The 2,587-nt window shown below is 41.7% G+C and carries 2 protein-coding genes; both read right to left on the minus strand.

Features of this window, described 5'->3' with window-relative positions; genetic code table 11:
- Positions 1-861, minus strand: an 861-nt coding sequence (locus ACKPQ4_RS00100; protein ID WP_407679171.1) for an aminotransferase class I/II-fold pyridoxal phosphate-dependent enzyme, incomplete at its 3' end; no start/stop codon positions are given.
- 477 nt (positions 862-1,338) lie between these two features.
- Positions 1,339-2,587: Ig-like domain-containing protein (locus ACKPQ4_RS00105; RefSeq protein WP_407679172.1), on the minus strand; the 1,249-nt coding region annotated here is incomplete at its 5' end.

Here is a 2,587-nt window from a genome sequence, read left to right on the forward strand (position 1 = left end):
GCTACCCGGAGCTAAACTGAAGACTGATGTCATTCGTGAGACCAAACGGATGATTTCCTTACGGGCGATGACGATTCCGGTGCGCAAAGTGGGTAGTCCAAATTTGGATAGGCTCAGGCACAGGACGATATTTTCATCCCAAACCGGAGTAATCTCGGCCTGAATGATATTGGGGAAAGGGGCTCCGTATGCATTATCGAGGATGAGCGGGACTCCTGCACTACGAGTGAGTGTCCTAAGCCTTTCCACCTCTTCGTCGGTAACTACATTTCCTGTGGGGTTGGTGGGCCGGGATAGGCAAAGAGCTCCCACTTCCTTTCCAATGGATAAAGTATCAAAGTCGATCCTGTATTTGAAAAAGGAATTATCAAAGTGTTCGATGTGGGGCTTGCGGGATTGAAAGAAGTCCGTCTCCATCCCGACTTCGGTGTATCCAATATATTCTGGAGTAAGGGGGAGCATAATTTGTTTTCTTTGTGAACCTTCAAATCGGCCGGCAAACAAATTAAACAAAGAAAGAAAAGCGTTCTGGCTGCCATTGGTCAGAGCAATGTTTTCCGGACTAATTCCCCAACCATACTCCCGGTTAAACAAATTGGTTAAGGCATCAAGAAAAGGTGCGGATCCCTGAGGAGTATCATAGTTTCCGATCAATCTTTCAAATTCGCCCGGTTGATCAAGAATTCCCACCATGCGTTGGCGGACAATTTCCTGTATCTCGGGAACATGGGCGGGGTTTCCTCCCCCGAGCATAAGGGGGGCGGGATCTGCGGAAAGTGCGGACCCTAAGTCGTCCATTAACTCAGCAATTCCTATCTTGCCAGCAAAGCGTTTACCAAAATCAGACAGTTCATATTCCACATCTCATACTCCACAGCAGATTACTGATTCGAGCGAGTAATATTTTAATAATAACAAACAAGCCCCCAAATGAAACTATGGGGGCTTGTTGATTTTATTACATTATCTTACCTGTTCTTTAGGCTCCTCATGATACAAATTATTGATAAATTCCTCTACCTCTTGCTCGATTTTAATGGTTATGTTGTGATCAAGTACGATGTGGTGACGAGATTGAATCAAACTACATGAAACATACCCAAAGCATAGGGATAGAAACATAATTCGGATCAAAATAGTCATTCGGGTAATAAGTGCAATTAAGGTTGTTTTTTCTTTTTAGTAAGCAACCATATCAGTGCTGTTGAAGTAAGAGTTTATAAGATTATAGATTTTCTCTTGGGGCAAAGTGGTGCATTTATTCTTTCGAATATAACATTCAATGAATATGTAATTTGAATTCATTCTTTTTATATTTGGTTATTTCAAGAGTGTTCCTTAGTCATTCCATTTGTACCAAGATTGATTCTCATATCCGTAGATAAATGTACTTTCTGCCAAGGTTTCATTGGGGAAATAAAACCAGCCATTTACAGACTCACTAGAGAGATAAAGCATGTTGGGGAGCTCTTGGCTCATCCAAAACCAGCCGATAGACTCATGAAATACCCAGAACGAATTATTATCGGTGCAAATCTTAAGGAAGCACCAACCCATTTCTGGATGATAAATCCAGCCGTTTCCGGCATCATAAAATATACCAATTCCTTGTGCCTTAAACCAATCTGATCCGAGAATTTCTATTAAGGGTAGTTGTTCAACCGAGGGTTCATCGGCTACTTCTTCTGAGTTTTTACCCCCATTTTCTTCATTGGGTTCGGTATTTTCCTGGTCCTCACTTAATTCTTCTTCCTGGGAACTGTCAGATTCATCCCCTTGGGTAACTTCATTACCTGAATCATTGCCATTAGTATTGTCATCTGTATCTACACTAGATGCTGGATCCAAAAAGGAGGAAACTTTCCAGTGCAAACGATTTTCAATTTCTTCCGGGTGGAAAGCAAAGGACGAGCCTTGAAGGTCTTCCACATTGAGAAGCCAATCATACAAGTCTTGAGCATTAACATCATCTTCTACTGCCAAGTTGGCTGAGATAGTTTGATCATTGACGGCTTTTTCCAGCTGGAAGACGGGTTTCTTGTTTTGTAAAAGAATCTCGTTTGCTTGGTAGAGCATATTGATAAGGGATGGATCCGTTTGGTCATCGAAGGATATTTTGTAAGGATTCTCGTGGGAATTTATTGTGACCGACAATTGTTCTTCAACCGATACCTTACCATCGTTTAACTCTAGTTTTATATTTTCAATACCTGTAAAACCTGGAGTTGGTAAAAAGACTAATTCATCTTCCTCAAGGTAGCAGTCTCCGTTTTCTGGGCTACTACTTAAGGATATGGCAACTGTATCTTCGTCCGCATCCTTGGTTATGAGTTTTATCCTAAACGGTGTTTCACGAACTCCACCGCTTAGTGCTGCTAGGTTGTATTCAAAGGAAGGAGAGTCGTTTTGAGATTCCACAACCAAGCTTATTAAAGCAGTTTCACTATTTAAGGATCCATCACTTGCTCTGACTTGAAAGGAGTCCTCGCCATTAAAGTCTGTGGTAGGAGTGTAGGTGTATCTTGGTCCTTCTCCGACTAAGGTTCCGTTGGTTGGTTGGGATACGATATTAAAAACCAATTGGTCA

Source organism: Candidatus Chordibacter forsetii, assembly GCF_964187505.1.
GTDB classification, from domain to species: Bacteria; Verrucomicrobiota; Verrucomicrobiia; order Opitutales; family Seribacteraceae; genus Chordibacter; species Chordibacter forsetii.